This window comes from Streptomyces sp. NPDC058751, assembly GCF_042746485.1.
Taxonomy (GTDB): domain Bacteria; phylum Actinomycetota; class Actinomycetes; order Streptomycetales; family Streptomycetaceae; genus Streptomyces.
Genome location: NZ_JBHYPZ010000035.1, coordinates 56,967 through 78,043, shown reverse-complemented (window position 1 = coordinate 78,043; position 21,077 = coordinate 56,967). Strand labels below are relative to the sequence as shown.

The 21,077-nt window shown below is 73.8% G+C and carries 16 protein-coding genes, 1 other RNA gene and 2 pseudogenes; 11 read left to right on the top strand and 8 right to left on the bottom strand.

Annotated features, from left to right (window positions below):
* Positions 1-1,156: 1,156 nt before the first annotated feature.
* Positions 1,157-2,209: pseudogene (locus ACFW6B_RS28780) on the bottom strand (hypothetical protein); the annotation flags it as partial.
* Between the two features lie 279 nt (positions 2,210-2,488).
* On the opposite strand from ACFW6B_RS28780, the gene ACFW6B_RS28775 reads away from it, so the two are divergent.
* Genes ACFW6B_RS28775 through ACFW6B_RS28765 form a run of 3 tightly spaced genes read left to right on the top strand, consistent with a single transcriptional unit; the run spans position 2,489 to position 5,649 of the window.
* Entirely contained in the window at positions 2,489-3,340 is an 852-nt protein-coding gene (locus tag ACFW6B_RS28775; RefSeq protein WP_386600351.1) for a Nif3-like dinuclear metal center hexameric protein, read from the top strand.
* Complete coding sequence (locus ACFW6B_RS28770) at positions 3,337-4,080, top strand: zinc ribbon domain-containing protein (protein ID WP_386600414.1); 744 nt, start codon at positions 3,337-3,339, stop codon at positions 4,078-4,080. The genes ACFW6B_RS28775 and ACFW6B_RS28770 overlap by 4 nt, the downstream gene beginning before the upstream one ends.
* A gap of 12 nt (positions 4,081-4,092) precedes the next feature.
* A complete protein-coding gene (locus tag ACFW6B_RS28765; protein ID WP_386600349.1) occupies positions 4,093-5,649 on the top strand; it encodes a bifunctional RNase H/acid phosphatase in 1,557 nt (518 codons plus the stop codon).
* Between the two features lie 36 nt (positions 5,650-5,685).
* On the opposite strand, the gene ACFW6B_RS28760 is transcribed toward ACFW6B_RS28765, so the two are convergent.
* On the bottom strand, positions 5,686-6,486 hold the full coding sequence (locus ACFW6B_RS28760; RefSeq protein ID WP_386600347.1) for a helix-turn-helix domain-containing protein: 801 nt from the start codon (positions 6,484-6,486) through the stop codon (positions 5,686-5,688).
* A 64-nt stretch (positions 6,487-6,550) separates the two neighbouring features.
* Between ACFW6B_RS28760 and ACFW6B_RS28755 the strand changes: the two genes are divergently transcribed.
* Positions 6,551-7,633, top strand: a complete 1,083-nt coding sequence (locus ACFW6B_RS28755; protein ID WP_386600345.1) for an NAD(P)-dependent alcohol dehydrogenase — start codon at positions 6,551-6,553, stop codon at positions 7,631-7,633.
* Between the two features lie 33 nt (positions 7,634-7,666).
* Here the strand turns inward: ACFW6B_RS28755 and eda are convergent, their stop codons facing one another.
* Entirely contained in the window at positions 7,667-8,311 is a 645-nt protein-coding gene (eda, locus tag ACFW6B_RS28750) for a bifunctional 4-hydroxy-2-oxoglutarate aldolase/2-dehydro-3-deoxy-phosphogluconate aldolase (RefSeq protein WP_386600343.1), read from the bottom strand.
* 190 nt (positions 8,312-8,501) lie between these two features.
* Entirely contained in the window at positions 8,502-9,302 is an 801-nt protein-coding gene (gene yaaA, locus ACFW6B_RS28745) for a peroxide stress protein YaaA (protein WP_386600341.1), read from the bottom strand.
* Between the two features lie 323 nt (positions 9,303-9,625).
* On the opposite strand from yaaA, the gene ACFW6B_RS28740 reads away from it, so the two are divergent.
* From ACFW6B_RS28740 to rnpB, 4 genes and pseudogenes are all read left to right on the top strand, one after another.
* Positions 9,626-11,059 (top strand): RNB domain-containing ribonuclease, encoded by a 1,434-nt coding sequence (locus tag ACFW6B_RS28740; RefSeq protein WP_386600339.1) that lies wholly within the window; start codon positions 9,626-9,628, stop codon positions 11,057-11,059.
* Positions 11,060-11,160: 101 nt separating this feature from the next.
* Positions 11,161-12,030, top strand: coding sequence for an AraC family ligand binding domain-containing protein (locus ACFW6B_RS28735; protein WP_386600337.1), 870 nt, complete (start codon positions 11,161-11,163; stop codon positions 12,028-12,030).
* A 50-nt stretch (positions 12,031-12,080) separates the two neighbouring features.
* A pseudogene (locus ACFW6B_RS28730) lies at positions 12,081-12,860 on the top strand (DMT family transporter); the annotation flags it as partial.
* A gap of 118 nt (positions 12,861-12,978) precedes the next feature.
* An RNA gene (gene rnpB, locus ACFW6B_RS28725) (RNase P RNA component class A) lies at positions 12,979-13,392 on the top strand.
* Positions 13,393-13,519: 127 nt separating this feature from the next.
* On the opposite strand, the gene ACFW6B_RS28720 is transcribed toward rnpB, so the two are convergent.
* Positions 13,520-14,065 carry a DoxX family membrane protein gene (locus ACFW6B_RS28720; RefSeq protein WP_386600335.1) on the bottom strand — a complete coding sequence of 182 codons (546 nt, stop codon included), beginning with the start codon at positions 14,063-14,065 and terminating at the stop codon, positions 13,520-13,522.
* Between the two features lie 131 nt (positions 14,066-14,196).
* Between ACFW6B_RS28720 and ACFW6B_RS28715 the strand changes: the two genes are divergently transcribed.
* Both ACFW6B_RS28715 and ACFW6B_RS28710 read left to right on the top strand, forming a co-directional pair.
* Positions 14,197-14,523, top strand: a complete 327-nt coding sequence (locus ACFW6B_RS28715) for a nuclear transport factor 2 family protein (protein WP_386600333.1) — start codon at positions 14,197-14,199, stop codon at positions 14,521-14,523.
* 58 nt (positions 14,524-14,581) lie between these two features.
* Complete coding sequence (locus ACFW6B_RS28710) at positions 14,582-15,574, top strand: aldo/keto reductase (RefSeq protein ID WP_386600332.1); 993 nt, start codon at positions 14,582-14,584, stop codon at positions 15,572-15,574.
* Between the two features lie 66 nt (positions 15,575-15,640).
* Here ACFW6B_RS28710 and ACFW6B_RS28705 read toward each other — a convergent pair whose 3' ends face one another.
* Positions 15,641-16,459, bottom strand: a complete 819-nt coding sequence (locus ACFW6B_RS28705; RefSeq protein ID WP_386600330.1) for an ABC transporter ATP-binding protein — start codon at positions 16,457-16,459, stop codon at positions 15,641-15,643.
* Between the two features lie 91 nt (positions 16,460-16,550).
* Positions 16,551-18,014, bottom strand: a complete 1,464-nt coding sequence (locus ACFW6B_RS28700) for an ABC transporter permease (RefSeq protein WP_386600328.1) — start codon at positions 18,012-18,014, stop codon at positions 16,551-16,553.
* A gap of 319 nt (positions 18,015-18,333) precedes the next feature.
* On the opposite strand from ACFW6B_RS28700, the gene ACFW6B_RS28695 reads away from it, so the two are divergent.
* A complete protein-coding gene (locus ACFW6B_RS28695) occupies positions 18,334-19,773 on the top strand; it encodes a serine hydrolase (protein WP_386600326.1) in 1,440 nt (479 codons plus the stop codon).
* Between the two features lie 269 nt (positions 19,774-20,042).
* Here the strand turns inward: ACFW6B_RS28695 and ACFW6B_RS28690 are convergent, their stop codons facing one another.
* Entirely contained in the window at positions 20,043-21,047 is a 1,005-nt protein-coding gene (locus ACFW6B_RS28690) for a Gfo/Idh/MocA family protein (protein ID WP_386600324.1), read from the bottom strand.
* Between the last annotated feature and the right edge of the window lie 30 nt (positions 21,048-21,077).

Sequence of the window (21,077 nt, the reverse complement as noted above, 5' to 3'; positions counted from 1 at the left end):
CGGCGTGGCCGATGCCGGTCCCGTGGCTCGCCTCCGCACCGGTTCCGTTGCCGGCGCTCGCGCTGGCTCCGGCAACGGCGGCGGTGCGGGCGGCGTCAGCTCCGTTACCGGCACTCGCGGTGAGGCCGACGGTGGTGCGGGCGGCGGCGTGGCCGATGCCGGTCCCGTGGCTCGCCTCCGCACCGGTTCCGTTGCCGGCGCTCGCGCTGGCTCCGGCAACGGCGGCGGTGCGGGCGGCGGCGCCGACCCCGTCGACGGCGCCCGCGACGGCACCGGCCCCGTGACCCGCCTCGGCGGTGGCCCCGTTGCCGGCGTTCGTGGCGGCCCACGGGCCCGGATCGACCGTGGTGCCGGGCTCGGGGGGCGCCACGGCCCCGGCCCCGGTGACCCCGGTGACGGGGGAGACGTCGGCCGTCGTGGCCGGGGGAAGGGGCTCGGCCGGTCCGGTGGTGACGGTCATGCCGCCCGGGAGCGTCCCGTCGGCCCTGGTCCTGAGGCCCATGCCGGGCGGGGGCGTCTCGGCGACCTTGGTCCAGAGGCCCGGCTCGGGCGCGGGCGTTCCGGCGGGTTCGGCGGGGCGGTCCGGCTCGGGCGCGGGCGTTCCGGCGGGGCGGCCCGGCTCGGGTCCGGACGTCCGGGTGACCCTGGTCCAGCGGCCGGGCGCGGGCGTCTGCGTGACCCTGGTCCACCGGCTCGGCCGGGGCCGGGCCGGTTCGCCGGACCCGGGCGCGGGCCGCACGGCCGGCCGGAGCGGTTCGGCCCGCCCGTCGGCGAGCCGCACGACGGGCGGAAGCGCCCCGCCCGTCTCGTGGCCGGCGCCCGTGTCCGCCCGCCGGGCTTCGGCGGGTGACGTCCGGGCGGTGAGGCTCGTCACCGTCGACCGCGGATCCCGGCCCTCGGGCGCGAGGCCCGTACCGGCGGCGGGGGCCCCGGGTCCGTCGGCCGCGCGGACCGACGGGCCCCCCGGGAGGCGGGCGGTGCCGGTGCCCGGGGCGAGGTGGACCGGGGCCGCCCGGGCCGGTTCGGTCCCCGGGGCCGGGTACGGCGAACCGGCAGACAGGTCGCTCCGCACGGGCGCCTGCTGGAGGGGGAGCGGTCGCGAGGCGAGGAGACCGGGGGGAACCGGATCCCCCGTGCCCGGCTCCCCCGCCCGCTTCGGCGCCTCCAGCCGCGCGACACCGCACGGGACGACCCGTGTGGCGTACGGCAGCCGGAGCACCCCCTCCGCGGTCCACAGCCCGGTGCCGGGAAACCAGCCCTCCGGCGCCGGACGGTGGTGGATCCGGCGCTCGGCCGGGCGCCACACGCCCACCCAGGTGCCGCCCGGCCCGTCCATGCGCAGGGCGACCGCGCAGGACTCGGGGGTCAGCACCTGGCCCGGCTGGATCGCGAACGGGCTGATCGAACAGCCCGTCGCGTTCAGACAGTCCGGGAAGCGGACGGGCAGGGCACTGCCGAGCACGCCCCAGCCGAGACGGTCCCGGCCGGGGGACGGCGCGTCGGACCTGATGAGCAGGAGTCCGCTGTCCGCGTCCGCGAGGAGCAGCCGGTCGTTGCTGTGCTCGGCGATCTGGAGGAGCGGAGACACCTCTCCGCCGCGCTCCAGGTCCACGACCACGGTCTTCGTGCGGCCGTCCTGGAAGCGGTCCAGCGCGAGCAGGCGTCCCGTGCCGTCCAGCCACACCCCGCCCGAGCAGTGGCCCGGCACCTCGGCCAGGTGCTCCGGGCCGAACGCGCCGCCCGCCACCAGCCACACCGCCGTCGACCCCCGGCCCACCGCGAGGGCGTACGCGCGTTCCCCGTCCGGCGCGGGCGGCAGCAGCCGGAGCACGGTGCCCGCGTCGGGGCACTCCACCGAGCCGAGCGGGAGCTCGCCGGTGCCCGGCCCGGTCGGGTACAGGAGGGAGAAGGCGTGGCGTCCGTCGTCCATCCGGTGGATCAGCACCCTGCCGTCGGTCAGCGGCAGCACCTCGGTGCCGGGCTCCTCGGGCTGCGGACCGGGCAGCGGCACGGCGTACGGTTCGGGGCCGTCCAGGGTCCAGCGCTCCGGGTACCGGCGCTCGCCGTCGCGGGCGAGCCGTGCCCCGTAGGTGCCGTCGGCGGTGATCACACAGCCGGGAGGAGCGGCCCACCGGCTCGCGGCGTCACCGTACTTGCCGCCGTTCGCCCGCTCGCTCCGGACCAGGGGTTCTCTCGCACCGGCCGTCATCTTTCGGTCACCTCCGGCGACGAAGGTAGTTTTCGCACGCACAGGCGGGGGAGCGACGGGCTGCTGCTTCACACATAAGGGTGGCCGTGTTCGGATTCGCCTGAGGGAACGGATCGGATGTGCTGAACGATGGGGTGGAGACGTGCGCCGGGACGGGCGGGAACGGTGCCCAGGCCGCCGCCCGGGAGCGGGGCCGACGCCCCCGCCGTCCGCCCCTGCGAGGCGGCCGGACGCCCACGACCGGCCGGACAGGGACGTGAGGCAGGTAGCCTTTTCCCCGTGCCCCGTCTGTCTGAAGTCATCGCCGCGCTCGACGCCCTCTGGCCCCCCGAGCGGGCCGAGGGGTGGGACGCGGTCGGCACCGTCTGCGGCGACCCCGACCAGGACGTCACGCGCGTCCTGTTCGCCGTCGACCCGGTCCAGGAGATCGTCGACGAGGCGGTGAAGCTGGAGGCCGACCTGCTCGTCACCCACCACCCGCTCTACCTGCGCGGTACGACGACGGTGGCGGCCGGCACCTTCAAGGGCCGGGTCGTGCACACGCTGATCAAGAACGACATCGCGCTGCACGTCGCCCACACCAACGCCGACCGCGCCGACCCGGGAGTCAGTGACGCGCTGGCCGGGGCGCTGGACCTCAGGGTCGTACGGCCCCTCGTGCCGGACGCCACCGACCCCGAGGGACGCCGTGGCCTCGGCCGCGTCTGCGAGCTGGACCATCCGCTGACCGTGCGCGAACTCGCCGCGCGGGCCGCCGAGCGGCTGCCCGCCACCGCGCAGGGCATCCGCGTCGCGGGCGACCCCGACGCGCTCGTGCGGACCGTCGCGGTCAGCGGCGGTTCCGGGGACAGCCTCTTCGACGACGTGCGCGCCGCGGGCGTCGACGCGTTCCTCACCGCGGACCTGCGGCACCACCCGGTGTCGGAGGCCCGCGCCCACAGTCCTCTCGCGCTGCTCGACGCGGCGCACTGGGCCACCGAGTGGCCCTGGTGCGAGCTGGCGGCAGCCCAGCTCGACGAGATCTCCGACCGGAAGGGATGGGGACTGCGCGTCCACGTCTCCCGGACGGTCACCGACCCCTGGACCGCCCACGCGGCCTCACACGACGACACATCAGGAGCCCCCAACTGAACGCCGCGCCCGCCGACCAGATCCGACTTCTCGACGTCCAGGGTCTCGACTCCCGTCTGCAGCAGCTCGCGCACAAGCGGAAGTCGCTGCCGGAGCACGCCGAGATCGAGTCGCTGAACAAGGACCTCGCCCAGCTGCGCGACCTGCTCGTCGCCGCGCAGACCGAGGAGAGCGACTGCGCCCGCGAGCAGACCAAGGCCGAGCAGGACGTCGACCAGGTGCGTCAGCGCGCCGTCCGCGACCAGCAGCGCCTCGACTCCGGCGCCGTCACCTCCCCCAAGGACCTGGAGAACCTCCAGCGCGAGATCGTCTCCCTCGCCAAGCGCCAGGGCGACCTGGAGGACATCGTCCTGGAGGTCATGGAGCGCCGTGAGTCCGCGCAGGAGCGGGTGGCCGAGCTGACCGAGCGGGTCTCCTCCGTCCAGGCGAAGATCGACGACGCCACCGGGCGCAGGGACGCCGCCTTCGAGCAGTTCGACACCGAGGTGGCCTCGGTCACCAAGGAGCGCGAGGTCATCGCCGCCTCGGTGCCCGCCGATCTCCTCAAGCTCTACGACAAGCTGCGGCTCCAGCAGGGTGGCGTCGGCGCCGCCCGGCTCTACCAGCGCCGCTGCGAGGGCTGCCGCCTGGAGCTCAACATCACCGAGGTCAACGAGGTGAAGAAGGCCGCTCCCGACGCCGTGCTGCGCTGCGAGAACTGCCAGCGCATCCTGGTGCGCACGGCCGAGTCCGGCCTGTAGGGAGTCCGGTCCGTGCGGGAGTTCATCGTCGAGGCCGACGGAGGTTCCCGGGGAAACCCGGGGCCCGCGGGCTACGGCTCCGTGGTCATCGACGCGGCCACCGGGGAGACGCTGGCCGAGCGCGCCGAGTACATCGGCGTCGCCACCAACAACGTCGCCGAGTACCGGGGCCTGGTCGCCGGTCTGGAGGCGGCCCGCGACCTCGACGCGACCGCGCGGGTCCGGGTCCGGATGGACTCCAAGCTCGTCGTGGAGCAGATGTCCGGGCGCTGGAAGATCAAGCACCCGGACATGAAGCCCCTGGCCGCGCGCGCGGCCGGGGTCCTTCCGGGCTCCCAGGTCACGTACGAGTGGATCCCGCGCGAGCGCAACAAGCACGCGGACCGGCTGGCCAACGAGGCGATGGACGCGGGCAAGCGCGGCGAGGCGTGGTCGCCGTCGGCGTCGACGGCCGAGCTGAACGCGCGCGCGGCGCGGTCCGCGACACCCGAGCCCACGGGCCCGCCCGGGGACGCGACGGCGGGCGCGGCGAGGGCCAGGGCGGCCCTGAAGGAAACCCGCGCCGAGTCGCCCCACCAGGGGCGCGGGGAACTGCGCGCCCAGCCCGCGGTGGGCGGCACCCGGCCGACGGCGTCGGCCGGCACCCCCGCTTCCGGCGGCGAAGCCGCGATCGGACCGGTGGGGGCAGCGCCCCGTGAGGGGCGCGGGGAACTGCGCGATCAGCCTGCGACGGGCGGCAGCCGGGCGACGGCGACGGGCGGCACCCCGTCACCCAGCGGCGAAGCCGGCAAGGCGCCCACAGGGCAGGGAGACGCCGGCCGAGCCGGAGAGCCTGGTGACGCCGGCCGAGCCGAGAAGGCGGGCGACGACCGGCGGGCCGCGAGGAACGTGGCAGCCACCCCGGCCACCACGCCCGCCGCAGGCTGGAGCGCACCCCCGGACATGGGCGCCCCCGCCACCTTCGTCCTGCTGCGGCACGGCGAGACCCTCCTGACCCCGCAGAAGCGGTTCTCGGGCAGCGGCGGCAGCGACCCGTCGCTGTCCGCCGCGGGCCGGGAACAGGCCGACCGCGTGGCCGCCGCGCTGGCGGCGCGCGGCACCATCCAGGCGATCGTGGCCTCCCCGCTGGCCCGGACCCGCGAGACCGCGGGGGCCGTCGCCGCCCAACTCGGCCTCGACGTCGTCATCGAGGACGGCCTGCGCGAGACGGACTTCGGCGCCTGGGAGGGACTGACCTTCGGCGAGGTGCGCGAACGCCACCCGGACGACCTGGACGCCTGGCTCGCCTCACCGGAGGCCGAACCGACCGGCGGCGGCGAGAGCTTCGCCGCGACGGCGCTCCGCATGGCCGCCACCCGCGACAAGCTGATCGCCGCCCACGCCGGCCGCACGGTCCTGCTCGTCACCCACGTCACCCCGATCAAGACCCTCGTACGACTGGCCCTCGGCGCCCCGCCGGAGTCCCTGTTCCGGATGGAACTGTCGGCGGCGTCGCTCTCGGCGGTGGCGTACTACGGGGACGGCAACGCGAGCGTCCGGCTGTTCAACGACACCTCGCACCTGCGCTGACCTCGGCCGCGCCGGTCCCGGCGCCGCACGGCGGCTTCATCCTCGCCGGGCGGCCCGGTCGCGGAGGATCCCGGCGGTCTCCCGGTCCGCCGGGAGGAACGCCTCCAGACGGAGTTCGGCGAGCGTGACGTCCACCGCGGTCGCGAACGACGTGAGCGTGGTGAGCAGTCTCAACTCGCCTTCCGGGCACCGCAGTCGTAGCGGAACGGCGAAGCCGAGGTGGTCCGCGCCGGGCTCGCTCGCCGGCACGTACCGCGCCAACTCCTCCACCAGAGCGTCGAGAAGGGGATCGGGGCTGTGCAGGGAACGGGCCCGCAGGTTCTCCACGATGTGCCGGCCCCAGGCGTCCAGGTTCACCACCCGTGACGCCGTCCCGCGCGGGTGCAGGGCCAGCCGCAGTACGTTCACCGGCGGTTCCAGCAGCTCCGGTGCGGCTCCCTCGGACAGCACGTCGAACGCGGCGTTGGCGGCGACGAGTTCACCGCGCGGCCCCGTCACCACCGCCGGATACGGCAGATGCCCCTCGAGGATGCCGTCCAGCGCCTCCCGTACGGGCTTCAGCGCGGCCGCGTCGAGCGGGGACTCGGTGAAGGCGGGGGCGTAACCGGCCGCCAGGAGCAGCGCGTTGCGCTCCCGCAGGGTCAGGTCCAGCGACTCGGCGAGCCTGATCACGATCTCCCTGCCGGGCACCGAACGTCCGCGCTCGATGAAGCTGACGTACCGCTGGGTCGTGCCCGCCCGCGAGGCGAGCTCCAGTTGGCTCACCCGGCGCGCGCGCCGCCAGCGCAGCAGCTCCCGGGCGAAGGGAGGGGGCTCGGCGGAGACACCGGTCGTCATACGACCAGTTGTACGTCACGGGTACGACAGCGGCACGGCGGCACTCGCCATACCCTGCCGGGAATTGAGCGGGGCATCCGGCCGCACCAGCATGGACGCGACCACTCGGGAGCCCACTCAGGGAGCGGACATGCGCGCCTACCACCTCGAAACGCCCGGTACCGTCGACGGGATCGTGCCGCGCGAGTCGGCCCGCCCGGAACCGGGTCCCCGGGACGTTCTCGTCCGTGTCCGTGCCGTCTCCCTGAACAAGCGCGACCTGCTGATCCTGAGGGGGACCTATCCCCTGAAGGCCGTGCCGGACGTGATCCCGCTGAGCGACGGAGCGGGGGAGGTGGTCGCGGTGGGCGCGGAGGTGACCCGGTTCGCGGTGGGCGACCGGGTGGCGAGCACGTACTTCCCGAACTGGACGGACGGCCGGATCACCCCGGACCGTTTCGACCAGCCCGGCGCCACCCTCGACGGCATGCTGACCGAGTACGCCCGCCTGGGCCAGGAGGCCGCGGTGCGTGTTCCCGACCATCTGACCTGGGAGGAGGCGGCCTGTCTGCCCTGTGCCGGGGTGACCGCCTGGCACTGTCTGACGGGCGGTGAGCCGATCGTCCCGGGCCAGGCCGTGCTCACCCTCGGCACCGGGGCGCTGTCCCTCTTCGTCGTGCGGTTCGCCAAGACGCTCGGCGCCGAGGTCATCGTGACGACATCGAGCGGGGCCAAGGCGGACCGTCTCGAGGCGCTCGGCGCGGACCATGTCGTCGACTACGTCCGGAACCCCGAATGGGGGCGCGTCGTCAAGGAGTTGACCGAAGGCCGGGGTGCCGATCTGGTCGTGGAGACCAACGGGCCCGACACCATCGAGCAGTCGGTGCGGGCCGCCGCGCTCCACGGCCAGATCGTGCTCCTGACCACCGGGAACGAGCGCAGGCCCGGCATCGAGATCTCCAGCGCGGCGTACGCGGCGAGCCTGGTCACGATCCGCCGGGTCTTCGTGGGCAGCCGCGCCCACTTCGAGTCCATGAACAGGGCCCTGGAACTGCACGGGATCCGTCCGGTCGTGGACCGCGTCCTCGGCTTCGACGAGGTGCGGGAGGCGTTCCGGTACTACGCGAGCGGCGCGGCCTTCGGCAAGGTGGTCATCCGGGTGGGCTGAGCGAGGACGAGCCCCGGACGGGGTCGGCCGCGACTACCGCCGCAGTGCCGACGCCGACCGTGCCAGGTCCTCCACCCGGCGCCAGTCCCGCGCGGCGATCGCGTCGGCCGGAAGCATCCAGCTTCCGCCCACGCAGCCCACGTTGGAGAGCGCGAGGTAGTCCGGAGCGCATTCGGGGCCGATGCCGCCCGTCGGGCAGAACCGGGCCTGCGGGAGCGGCCCCGCCAGCGACTTCAGGTAGGCCGTGCCGCCCGCCGCCTGCGCGGGGAAGAACTTCATCTCGCGCACCCCCCGCTCCAGCAGTGCCACCACCTCGGAGGCCGTGGACACCCCCGGCAGGAACGGCACCCCGGACGCCCGCATCGCGTTCAGCAGTCCGTCCGTCCAGCCGGGGCTGACCAGGAAGCGGGCGCCCGCCGCCACCGACTCGGCCACGTGCTCCGGCGTCAGGACCGTGCCCGCGCCCACCACCGCGTCCGGCACCTCGGCCGCGACGGCCCGGATCGCGTCGAGCGCCGCCGGGGTCCGCAACGTCACCTCGATGGCGGGCAGCCCCCCGGCGACCAGTGCCCGGGCCAGCGGCACCGCGTCGCGGGCGTCCGTGACCACGACGACGGGGACGACGGGCGCGAGATCCAGCACGGAGGCATGCGGAGACGGGGACGATGACGGGGTCATGCCCTCATCGTGCCCGGGGTGCGCATCACGCGCAAAGGTCGTTGCACATGATGCAACGCTGATGAAATGGCGAGATGGCTGGGTGACGTGTGACGTGCGGTGGGTGGTGGTCGGTGGCCGAGGCGGCCTCTCGGCGAACAACTGCTCAGTGAACAACTGCTCAGTGAGCGGCCGCTCAGCGAACAACCGCTCAGTGGATCTCCCGCACCACCACGTCGAGCGCCCACGGCCTGCCCGCCCTGCCGGGGGCTTCCGCCTCCACCGTGTACCCGAGATCCCGCAGCGCCTCGACCAGCTCCGCCGGGTTCTTCGGCGCGGCACTCGCGGTGAGCAGGCTGCGGACGATCCGGCCCTTGGTCGCCTTGTTGAAGTGGCTGACGACGGAACGCTTCTCGACCCCGTTCACCAGTTGGGCGTGCAGCACCCGTACGGTCGCCGTCCGTCCCGCCACCTCGCCCTTGGGCTTCCACGCCGTCGTGTAGGCCGAGGAGCGCAGGTCCAGCACGAGCCCGTCGCCCGCGGCCTCGGGGAGAGCGGTGGCCATCGGCGCACGCCAGTGCGCGCCCAGCGCCCCGAGGCCCGGCAGCTTCACACCCATGGAGCAGCGGTACGAGGGGATCCGGTCGGTCACCCGCACCGCGCCCCACAGACCGGAGAAGACGAGCAGCGAACGGCCCGCGCTCCGCTTGGCGGCGGCGTCCAGCGAGGCCAGGTCCAAGGCGTCGTACAGGACCCCCGTGTAGATCTCCCCGGCCGGGCGGGCGCCCGCGGTCCTCAGTTCCGTGTTCTTCGCGATCTCGCCCCGCAGACCTTCGCTCAGCCCGAGGACCTCGCGGGCCTTCTCCTCGTCGGCCACGCACAGCTCGACCAGCTCGTCGAGGACCGCCCGACGCGCCTCCGCGAGACCGGGCAGGGACAACGACTCCGGCTTGAGCGCGGTTCCCCGGCCGGAGGGTGCCTTGCCCTCGGAGGGCGGCAGCAGCACGAGCACGGTTGGTTCTCCTCACGGTGGATACGGACCGCCGCCAGCCTACGGGGTACGCCCTGACCCCTTTCCCGCCCGACGCCGAGCCCACCCGGCCCACCGGGCCTGTCGGGCTTGCCAGGCTGGCTGGGCCCACCGGTCCTACCGGTCCTGTCGGGCTGGCCAGGCCCACCAGTCTTGCCGGCCCCACCGGTCCCACTGTCCTGTCGGCCCCACCGGCCCTGCCGGACGCCCCGGCCGCCGGTGCAGCGGGCGTGAACCGGTCCCCCTCGCCCGGAGGGCGCCCCGCTCCGCGTGCCCGACGGCTGCCCCCGGCCTACGCTCGACCCATGCCCCGCCGTCACGTCCGCGTCACGGGCGCCCCCCAGGCCCCGCTGCGAGCCGCTCTCCGCGCGCTGCGGACCGAACTCGGCGTGCCCGGGAGTTTCCCGGCCGACGTCCTCGCGGAGGTCGGGCCGCCGGCCCGTCTGCCCGCGTACGACGCGACGGACATCCCCCTGTTCACCATCGACCCGCCGACGTCCGAGGACCTCGACCAGGCGATGCACCTCTCCCGCCGCGAGCGGGGCGGCTACCGCGTCCAGTACGCCGTCGCCGACGTCGCCGCCTTCGTGGCGCCCGGCGGAGCCCTGGACGCCGAGGCGCACCGGCGCGTGACGACCCTCTACTTCCCGGACGGCAAGGTCCCCCTCCACCCGCCCCGGCTCTCCGAGGGCGCCGCGAGCCTCCTGCCGGGTCAGACCTGCCCGGCCGTCCTGTGGACGATCGACCTCGGCCCGGACGGCCGCACCGAGATCACCGACGTCCGCCGCGCCCTGGTCCGCAGCCGCGCCCGACTCGACTACGCGACCGCGCAGCACCGGATCGACGAGGGGACGGCGGAGGAACCCCTCGCCCTGCTCCAGGACGTCGGCACCCTGCGCGAGGCCCTGGAGATCGCGCGGGGCGGCGTCTCGCTCAACGTGCCCGAGCAGGAGATCGTCGAGAAGGACGGGGCGTACGAACTCGCCTACCGCGCCCCGCTGCCCGTCGAGGGCTGGAACGCGCAGATCTCCCTGCTCACCGGGATGGCGGCGGCCGAGCTGATGCTCGACCACGGCACCGGAGTGCTGCGGACCCTGCCCGCGGCGCCCGACGGGGCGGTCGGACGGCTGCGCCGCACCGCCGAAGCCCTGCGCGTCGACTGGCCGCACCACGTCTCGTACGCGCAGCTCGTCCGCTCCCTCGACGCGCACCTGCCGCACCACGCCGCCTTCCTCCAGGAGTGCACGACCCTGCTGCGCGGCGCCGGGTACACCGTCTTCCGCGACGGGGTGCTGCCCGAGGTCACCGCGCACGCCGCCGTCGCCGCTCCCTACGCCCACTGCACCGCCCCGCTGCGCCGGCTCGCCGACCGCTACGCCTCGGAGATCTGCCTCGCGGCCGCCGCCGGTCTGCCGTCCCCCGAGTGGGTCCTCGCGGCCCTCGACGGCCTGCCCAAGGAGATGGCCGAGGGCAGCAGGCGGGCCGGCACCGTCGAGCGCGAGTGCGTCGACATCGTGGAGGCCGCACTCCTCAAGGACCGGGTCGGCGAGATCTTCGAGGCATGTGTGGTGGACGTGACGGAACACGACCCCACGGCCGGGACCGTGCAACTGGAGTCCCCGGCGGTCTTCGCCCGGATCTCGGGCGGGACGGCCCCGCTGCCCCTGGGCGAACGCCTGCGCGTCCGGCTCACCCGGGCGGACCCCGCAACGGCGAAGGCGCAGTTCGAACCCGCCTGATCCCGGTGACGGCCCGCGGCATGGAAACGGCGGGCGCGGCTGTTGACCGCAGGGCGGGCGCGGTGGACGCGGCCGACCACGGTGGCGAGGGGGAGAGGACCATGACCGGACGGGCGGAGACGGCAGGGACCGCGCGGCGGAAGCCGGCGGCGAAGGAAGAGGTCCGCTGGACCCGGGCCGTCCTCGGCCGGGGCGGCCGGCCCCTGGACCTGCTGACCGCGCGCTTCGACCGGCACCGCTACGCCCCGCACACCCACGACGAGTTCACCATCGGCGTCAGCGTCGGGGGCTCGGAGCTCATCGGCTACCGCGGCGGCCACCTCAGGACCGGCCCTGGGTCCATCGTCGTGCTGGCCCCCGGCGAGACGCACACCGGCGGTCCCGCGGCCTGCGAGGGCTACGCCTACCGGGCCCTGTACGCGGAGCCGTCCCTGCTCTCCGAAGGCGCCGTCGGCGGCCTCCCGCACTTCAGGGAGGGGCTGCTCGACGATCCCGAACTCGCCGCCGCGCTGCGCGCCGCGCACACCGAACTGAGCACCTGCCCGGACCCGCTGGAGGCCGAGTCGCGGCTGCCGTGGCTGCTCGCCGCGCTGACCCGGCGCCACTCCACGGCCCGCCCGGACCGTGACGAGGTCCCCGGCGCCGCGCGCATAGCCGACGCCGTACGGGACCGCCTGGCCGACGAACTCCAGGACCCGCCCTCCCTCGCCGCCCTCGCCACGGACCTGGGCCTGTCCCGCTACCAGCTCCTGCGCGCCTTCCGCACGACGACGGGGATACCGCCGTACGCCTGGCTGGCCCAGCACCGGGTGAACCGGGCCCGCCGGCTCCTGGAGTCCGGACTGCGCCCCGCCGAGGTCGCCTCCCTCGTGGGCTTCGCCGACCAGGCGCACCTGACCCGCTGGTTCCGCCGGGTGCTGGGCGTGACGCCGGCGGCGTACCGCGCGAGCGTGCTGCCGCCCTCCCCCTGAGCGCAACAGCGTTCAAGACCCGCCGCCGGGCGGTGGCCGAGACTGCCCGCATGACTGCACGCGGCTGGTTCCTGTTCTCCCTGATGGGAGTGATCTGGGGCATTCCCTATCTGATGATCAAAGTGGCGGTGGACGAGGTGTCCCCGTCGGTGGTGGTGTTCACGCGCTGCGCGGTCGGCGCCGCGCTGCTGCTTCCCTTCGCGATCCGGCAGGGCGGCCTGGCCGGGACCGTACGGGCCCACTGGCGCCCGATGCTGGCGTTCGCGGCCATCGAGGTCATGGTCCCCTGGTGGACCCTCACGGACGCCGAACGCCATCTGTCCAGCTCCACCGCGGGCCTGCTGATCGCCGGTGTGCCGATCGTCGGCGTGGCCGCGGCCCGCTTCCTCGGCGACACGGAACGGCTCGGCGCCCGGCGCGTCACGGGCCTCGCCCTCGGCCTGGCCGGAGTCGGAGTCCTCACGGCACCGCATCTGACCGGCGGCGACGCCCGGTCGCTGGTCGAGGTGCTGCTGACGGTCATCGGCTACGCCACCGCGCCGCTCATCGTCGCCCGCCGGCTCAAGGACGTGCCCTCGCTGCACCTGACGGCCCCCTGCCTGGTGCTGGCGGCGCTGGTCTACGCGCCCGCGGCGGCCTTCACCCGGCCGGAGGCGATACCTTCCGGACAGGTCCTGGCCGCCCTCGCGGGCCTCGGCGTCGTCTGCACGGCCGTCGCCTTCGTGGCCTTCCTGGAACTGATCAAGGAGGTGGGTCCGACCCGGTCGACGGTGATCACGTACGTCAACCCGGCCGTCGCGGTCGCGGCGGGCGCCCTCTTCCTGGACGAACGGCTGACCGCCGGGATCCTCGCCGCCTTCGCCCTCATCCTGGCGGGCTCCGTGCTGGCCACGGCGGCCTCCGGTCCCCGGCGTCCCGCTCGCCCGGTAGCATGGTCGGCACGGCAGACGAGCCGGGCGGACGGCCGCGTGGAGGTTCTTGTGGACCTTCCCGAGGAACGTCCGGACTCCACAGGGCAGGGTGGTGGCTAACGGCCACCCGGGGTGACCCGCGGGACAGTGCCACAGAAAGCAGACCGCCGCGAACTCCGGTTCGCGGTAAGGGTGAAACGGTGGTGTAAGAGACCACCAGTGCCCAGGGTGACCTGGGCAGCTAGGTAAACCCCACCCGGAGCAAGGTCAAGAGGAGTCGCCCTCTCGGATGAGAAGGCGGCTCTGCGCGGACGTTCGAGGGCTGCTCGCCCGAGTTCGCGGGTAGACCGCACGAGGCCGGCGGCAACGCCGGCCCTAGATGGATGGCCGTCTCCCCGGCCGCCGCGAGGCGACCGGGTGACAAAATCCGGCGTACAGCCCGACTCGTCTGCCCTCAGGGCTCGGCCCGGTCCCAGGGACCGGGCCGAGCCCTGAGGCGTGTACGGCCCCGGTTCCGCCGGTCCGGCTCCCGCTCCTCCGCTCCCTGCTCCTCCGCCCCTCCCCTTCCTTCCGCTCCCCTACTCCTCGAACAGGGCCTCCTGCTTGCCCTCCCGTGCCGCGCGCACCCGCTTGTTCCGGACGCCCACGACCACTGCGGTGACCGCCGCCGTCGTGCCCAGCGCGATCGGTACCATCCAGCCGCGGTCCACCGTGTGGCCCATCAGATGGTCGAGGGACAGCCGGCCCGGGCCCGCCACCGCGAGGCCCGCCGCCGCCAGGCCGAGCGAGGCCGTGTACTCGTAGCCGCCGTTCATCGCGAAGAACCCGTTCGGCACGTGCACGGCCGCCGCGCCCGCCATCGCGCCGGCCGCCGCGGCACCGGCCGCGGGCGTGGCGAGGCCCAGCGCCAGTAGCGTGCCGCCACCGGCCTCCGCGAGCCCCGCGGCCGTGGCGCTGGCCTTCCCGGGCGCGTACCCCATGGCCTCCATGGCCTGTCCGGTGCCCTCGATGCCACCGCCGCCGAACCAGCCGAACAGCTTCTGCGCTCCGTGCGCGGCCAGTACGCCGCCCGTGCTCAGACGCAGCAGCAGCAGTCCCAGATCACGCCGGTCGATACAGGTCACGGTGACTCCCAGTCCTGAGGGGGCGACGGTTTCCCCACGGGTCTCCACCGTCGCACCGATCGGACGTGTCCGGCGGGCCCGGGCCGCCGTTCGGGTGGCGGGTGCGGGGAGCCGGTGTGAGTGTGGCTCCCATGACCATTCAGGTAACGCGCCTCAGCGACCCGGCCGTCCGGGCCTTCGTCGCCGCGGTGAACGCCCATGACAGGGAAGCCTTCGAGGCGCTCCTCGCGCCCGGCGCCACCATGGCGGACGACGGCACCGACCGTGACCTCGACGACTGGACCGACCGGGAGATCTTCTCCTCGCGCGGCCACATGGACGTCGACCGCGAGTCCGGCGGAGGGCGTTCCCTCCTCGTGCGGTACCGCAACGACACCTGGGGCGAGATGAAGACCAGGTGGAGCTTCACCGTCGACGACGGCGGCAGGATCAGCCGCTTCGAGACCGGCCAGGCCTGAACTTCCCGGTCCAGGGGGCTTGTCCTCGCGTGGACTCCAACTCCTAGTGTCCGCAGGCATGGAGAACACCGGGAACAGGACCCTGGGGAACAGCGGGATCGACGTGAGCGCCCTCGGCTTCGGCTGCTGGGCCATCGGCGGCGAGTGGTCGACGGCGGACGGGCAGCCGCTGGGCTGGGGCGAGGTCGACGACGAGGAGTCCGTACGGGCCGTACGGCGCGCCCTCGACCTCGGCGTGACGTTCTTCGACACGGCGGACGCGTACGGCGCCGGACACAGCGAGCGGGTGCTCGCGCGGGCGCTCGGCAAGCGGCGGGCCGACGTGGTCGTCGCCACCAAGTGGGGCAACGTCGTCGACGAGGAGCGCCGGCTGCTCATCGGCGGCGACGACTCCCCGGCGTACGCCCGCCGCGCGCTCACCGCCTCGCTCCGGCGCCTGGACACCGACTGGATCGACCTGTACCAGCTGCACCTGGCCGACGCCGACCCGGAGCGCGCCGCCGAACTCCGGGACACCTGCGAGGAGTTCGTACGGGAAGGGCTGATCCGGGCGTACGCGTGGAGCACCGACGACCCCGCGCGGGCGGCGGTCTTCGCGGCGGGCGAGCACTGCGCGGCCGTCCAGCACCGGCTGAACGTCCTCCAGGACGCGCCCGAACTCGTCGCCCTGTGCGAGGAGTCCGGGCTCGCGAGCATCAACCGCAGCCCGCTGGCCATGGGTCTGCTGACCGGTGGACGCCCCGCGGGACGCGCCCTGGGGGCGGGGGACATCCGCAGCGTGCCGCCGGCCTGGCTGCAGGGCTTCACCCCGGAAGGAGGCGCCGACCCGGAGTGGCTCGCCCGGGTGGACGCCCTCAGGGAGATCCTCACCAGCGGCGGGCGCACGCTCGCCCAGGGGGCCCTCGCCTGGCTGTGGGCCCGCAGCCCGCGCACCGTGCCGATCCCGGGCTTCCGTTCGGTCGCCCAGGCCGAGGAGAACGCGGGCGCGATCGCCAAAGGGCCGCTCACCGCGGCGCAGTTGACCGAGGTCGACGGCGTGCTGGGGCGGTGAGCGGCCCGGGAGGCGCGAGGGGCGCGGGACGCGGCCGGGTGCGGGCGGCGGGGGCCGTCGCGGGGCTCAGCGGCCCCGGGGTGCGCCGTACTGCTCCTGCGCGTACTGCTCCTGCGTGAACTGCCCGGACGCGTAAGGCTGTTGGGCGTACTGCTGCTGCCCGGGCAGGTGGCCCGGGCCGTCCTCGCCGGGGACGGCCCGGCGGGCGCCGGCCTGTTCGGTCAGGGTGATCTGCCCGGCCCTGATGGTCGCGAGGCGGGGTGCGCGGCGGGCGATGGACGAGTCGTGGGTGACCATGACGAACGTCAGCCCGTACTCGTGCCACAGCCCTTCGAGCAGCCCCATGATGTCGTCGCGGGTGCCTTCGTCGAGGTTGCCGGTCGGCTCGTCGGCGAGCAGCACCTTCGGCTTCTTGACCAGGGCCCGGGCGATGGCCACGCGCTGCTGCTGACCGCCCGACAGCTCGGTCGGGACGTGCGTGAGCCGTTCGCCGAGACCGACCGAGCGCAGCGCCTCGGCGGCCCGCTCGCGCCGCTCGGCGGGCTTGACCCCGAGGGGGACGAGGGCGGTCTCGACGTTCTCCTGCGCGGTCAGCGTCGGGATGAGGTTGAACGACTGGAAGATGATGCCGATCTTCTCGGCCCGCAGCCGGGTCAGCTTCGCCTCGCCGATGGCGGCGAGGTCCACGCCGTCCAGCTCGACCGAACCGGAGGTCGGCCGGTCGAGCCCGCCGATCATCTGGAGCAGCGTCGACTTGCCGCCGCCCGTGGGGCCCTGGATGACGAGCTGGTCGCCGTCCTCGATGGTGAGGTCGACGCCCCGCAGGGCCTCGACCGTCTCCTTGCCCCGCGTGTAGCGCTTGGTGACGCCGGTGAGCTTGTACATGAAGGTTCTCCGAGGATGAAGGGGGTGGGGCGCCGCGGCCCGGGGGGAGTGGACGCGGCGCCCCGACTCGTGGGGTGTGCCCGGGGACGGGTCAGGAGACGCTGCGGAGGGCGTCCGCCGGGCGCATCCGGGAGGCGCGCCAGCCGCCCATCGCGCCGGCGATCAGACCGCCGGCGACGGCCAGGCCCACCGCGAGCGCGATGGTGGTCAACGAGACCGGCGCGGACAGCGCGATGTCGACGGTGTTCTTGGCCGCGGAGGCCGCCCCGCCGGGACCGCCGCCGCCGGGGCCGCCCATGCCGCCCGGGCCGCCGCTGCCGCCGGTGGAGCCGAGCTCGGCCGTCAGCTTCGGGCTGATCGCGGTGACGGTGTAGGCCGCCGCGAGTCCGAGGGCGATGCCGAGGGCGCCGCCGAGCAGACCGTTCACGACCGACTCGCCGACGACCTGGCGGGTGACCTTGCGGGACGGCCAGCCGAGCGCCTTCAGCGTGCCGAACTCGCGCACCCGGCGGGAGACGGCGGAGGAGGTGAGCAGCGCCGCGACCAGGAAGGCCGCGACCAGGACCGCGACGGACAGCCACTTGCCGACGTTCGTGGCGAGGTTCGAGGCGGTGGACAGCGAGCCGGAGACGGTGTCCGCGAGGTCGGCGGAGGTGGTGACGGTCGTCCCGGAGATGTTCTTCTGGATGGTCGACTTGACCGTGGCGATCTGCTTCGAGTCGGTCGCCTTGACGTAGATCGTGGTGACCTTGTTCTTGGCGTCGCCGAGCGTCTGGGCCTGCTTCAGCGGCAGGTAGACGTCGGTGGTCGACTCGCTGGTGTCGGGCGTCGCTATGCCGATGACCTCGTACTTCTTGCCGGAGATCTTCAGGGTCGAGCCGACCTTGTACTTGTTCTCCTTGGCGTACGACTTGCTGAGCACCGCGACCTTCGCGTCGGTCTGCGCGGCCGTGAACGTTTTACCCGTGGTGATCTTCGAGGTGGCCAGCGGGCCGAGCTCCTGGTGGCTCACGTCGACGCCCGCGACGGAGTAGTTGTTCACGTCGAAGGAGGCGCCGCCGCCCTGGACCTGGGGCGCGCCGGTACCGCCGCCCTGGCCGCCGGGGCCGCCCTGGGAGTCCGACGTCGAGGACTTCGCCTTGCCCTGGGTGAACGAGCCGTCGACCTTGACGACGTTCAGGCTGAGCGAGCCCACCGCGCTCGACACGCCCTTCTGCGCGGCGACTTCGGTGACGAGTGAGGACTTCAGTGTCTGTCCGCCCTGGGTCATCACCCGGTCCGAGCTCTGCTCCTCGCTGCCGTCCGACTTGGCGTCGAAGTCGAACTTCGGCCGGTCCGAGGAGTTGCCCGACGGCGCGGCCTGGGCCTTGGTGACGGTCATGTCGGTGCCGAGGCCGTACAGCGACTTCAGGACTTTCTCCTGGGCCTGCTGCATGCCGGCCGACACCGAGCTGACGGTGATGACCAGCGCGATACCGAGCGCCAGACCCATGGCGATCACCAGCGCCGCCTTCTTGCGCCGGCTCAGCTCACGCTTGAGATAGATGCCAAACATCCCGTTCCTCAAAGGTTCTCGGCGCCCCCCTGTGGGCGCAGCCACAAGCTAGGGAGGAACCTTTGCGCCGGGCTGAGGGAAGGATGTGCGGGGGCTGAGAATCCGGACCCCGGAATCAATATCGGGTCAGACAGCCCGTTCCCAGGCTCTTGAGGGCCCTTCGCCAGGAAACGCGTGTATGCCGGGACCGGCCCGGTGACGGCGCCGGCGGGACCGCCGGGTTCTCGCGTGACTCGTTCCGACGGGGTCGCGGAACCGGTGTCCCGTTCGTGGTCACCCCGCTGTCACACTTCTCGGACGGACTTTGTACGGTCCCGGGATGCGTGATTCTTCCCGGCTCTCCCGGCGTGCGGCCCTGGGCCTCGCCGCCGCCGTTCCCCTCGCCGCCGCGACGGCCACGACCGCCCGTGCCACCTCGACGATCGGCGGTGAGAGGCTGGCCCGTCCCGGGATCCAGGTGAGCGGCGCGTCGGGGCTGCCCAAGCACCTCACCGCCCGCGCCTGGCTGGTCGCGGACCACACCAGCGGCGAGGTGCTCGCCTCGTACAACGCGCACCGGCGGCTCGCGCCCGCCTCCACCCTGAAGATGCTGTTCGCGGACACCGTGCTGAAGAAGTTCGAGCGGACCCGGACGTACAAGGTGGTCGACGCCGACGTCGCCGACGTCCCCGGGGGCTCCAGCCTCGTCGGCATCAAGCCCGGAATCACCTACACCGTCGAGGAGTTGTGGCAGGGAGTCTTCCTGCGCTCGGGCAACGACGCGGTGCACGTCCTCAGCCACATGAACGGCGGCATCGAGGCCACCGTCGCCGAGATGCAGGCGCTCGCGAAGGACCTCCAGGCCCTGGACACCCATGTGGTCAGCCCCGACGGGTTCGACCACAAGGGCCAGCTCTCGTCCGCCTACGACCTGACGCTCTTCGCCCGGCACGGTCTCGCGGACGCCGACTTCCGCGAGTACTGCTCGATGAAGACCGCGGACTTCCCGGCCGGCGGCAAGAAGACCTTCCAGATACAGAACACCGACCGCCTGCTGACGGGCGCCTGGGGCATGAAGCCGTACGAGGGCCTGATAGGCGTGAAGAACGGCTTCACCAGTCACGCCGGCAACACGTTCACCGGTGCGGCGACCCGCGACGGACGGACCCTGCTCGTCACGGTGATGCACCCCGAGAGCGGCGGCAACGCCGTCTACGAGGAGACGGCCCGGCTCCTCGACTGGGGTTTCGGGAAGGGTGCGCAGGCCGAGCCGGTCGGCACGCTGGTCGATCCGCTCAGCGCGCGCGCCGAGAGCGCGAAGCCCGTCCGCAAGGCGGTGAAGGCGGCGGCGGGTGCCCAGGCCCGGGCCGCCGGGTCGGAGGACGGCACGCCGTGGGGGCTGGTCGGCGGGGCCGGGGCGGTGGTGGCGCTCCTCGCGGGCGGCGCGCTCGCGCTGCGCGGCCGAAGGCGCCGGCCCACCCAGAAGCCGGCCGACGCGGAGGGCACGGGCCAGGCGGAAGGGACCGGTCAGGCGGAAAGCGCGGGAGAGACGGAAAGCCCGAGCCGGACGGAAGACACCGGCCGGTCTGAAGGTACGGAGCAGCCGGAAGGCGCGGGCCAGACGGGAAGCACCGGGCAGCCGGAGGGGACGGAAGACACCGGCCGGCCTGAAGGTACGGAGCAGCCGGAAGGCGCGGGCCAGACGGGAAGCACCGGGCAGCCGGAGGGTACGGAGCAGCCGGAAAGCACCGGCCAGGCGGAAGGCGCGAAGAAGGAGTGACGACGGCGGCAGTCGCTCCACGGTCCGGTGCACGCCCCGCGGTCCCGCGCGGGGCGGGCCCCCGCCCGGGCCGCGGAGTGACTGCCGCCTCCCCCCTCGGAGTGGCCCGTGGCCCGTGGCCGGTGCCGAAGTCGTGTGCTCCAACTGTGAAGCAGCGACGGGGAGATGGCGAGCATGAGCGCCCTAACGGCTTATATGCTCCGGAAGTTCAGCTTCCGTATGTGTGGGTTGATTTGTCGACCATTTCCTGGTGGACCACCGGCCGGCGCCTACGCCTCGCCGGGGTAGCGGACGCCGATGCGCTCGCGGATCGTGTCGAGCGTCCGCATCACGGCGAGCGTGCCGTCGAGCGGGACGAGCGGGGACTCGGTCTCGCCGGCGCGCAGGGCGCGCATCACCTCGGCGGCCTCGTGCTTGAGGCTGCTGCGGGGGCCGGAGGCGGGGTCGGCGCGGAAGGTCTCCGGCTCGCGTCCGTCGCGGTGCAGGACGAAGTGGTCCGGGAAGAAGAAGCCGCCCGGGACGTCGATGCGGCCCGCGGAGCCGGTGACGGAGGCGGCGACCGGAGTGCCGCCGTTGATGGAGCAGTGCACCGAAGCCAGAGCACCGCTCTCGAAGGAGAGCAGCGCACCCGTCTGGAGATCGACGCCCTCGTCGGAGAGCACCGCTCTCGCGGTGACGTCCGAGGGCTCCCCGAGCAGCAGCTGCGCGAACGACACCGGATAGACGCCGAGATCGAGCAGCGCGCCGCCGCCCTGCGCGGGGTCCCGCAGCCGGTGCGAGGGCGGGAACGGCCCGGCCAGGCCGAAGTCGGCCTGCACCGTGCGCACCTCACCTATCACCCCGTCGTCGACCAGCGCCTTCAGCCGCCCGACCAGCGGATTGCAGTACATCCACATGGCCTCCATCAGGAAGAGGTCGCGGCCGCGGGCGAGCGAGACCAGCTCCCCAGCCTCCCGCGCGTTCAGCGCGAACGCCTTCTCGCACAGCACGTGGCGCCCCGCCTCCAGGCACATCCCGGCGGCCACCCGGTGCGCCGAGTGCGGGGTGGCGACGTACACGACGTCGACGTCCTCGTCCCCGGCGAGCGAGGCCCAGTCCCCGTACGCCCTGGGTATCCCGAACCGCTCCGCGAACGCCTTCGCCGAGGCGTCCGACCGCGAGGCGACGGCCACCACCTCGGCGTCCGGCATGTCCACCAGATCCGCCGTGAACGCCGCGGCGATCCCGCCGGTCGCCAGAATCCCCCACCGCACGCGTCCACGCCCGTCCGTCATGCCCGCCCCTTGATCGTGACCCCGAACCCG